At 58.3% G+C, this 326-nt stretch carries 1 protein-coding gene; it reads left to right on the top strand.

Annotated features, from left to right (window positions below; all coding sequences use genetic code 11):
• The coding region (locus EOD29_RS30995; RefSeq protein ID WP_127248794.1) for an NAD-dependent epimerase/dehydratase family protein at positions 1 to 326 on the top strand (326 nt) is incomplete at both ends.

Raw genomic sequence — 326 nt, 5'->3', positions numbered from 1 at the left:
CAAGCGAAACCGATTGGACGGCAGTTCTCGAGGGTATCGATGTCATCGTCCATCTCGCCGCTCGTGTTCACATCATGAACGACCGCGCAGCCGATCCGCTTGCGGAATTTCGCCGGATCAACACCGCCGCCACGTTGAACCTCGCCGCACAGGCCGCCCGCGCAGGCGTAAAAAGGTTCGTCTTCATCAGCAGTATCAAGGTCAATGGCGAGGAGAACGATCGGCCCTTCCGGCATGACGATACGCCAATGCCGATCGATCGCTATGGCATCTCGAAGCTGGAAACTGAAATCGGGCTGCATGAAATCGCCGCCCGAACAGGCATG

Source organism: Mesorhizobium sp. M1A.T.Ca.IN.004.03.1.1 (genome assembly GCF_003997555.1).
Classification (GTDB): Bacteria; Pseudomonadota; Alphaproteobacteria; order Rhizobiales; family Rhizobiaceae; genus Mesorhizobium.
Note: the sequence above shows the minus strand (reverse complement) of the source record. Positions and strands in the feature narration are given on the sequence as shown.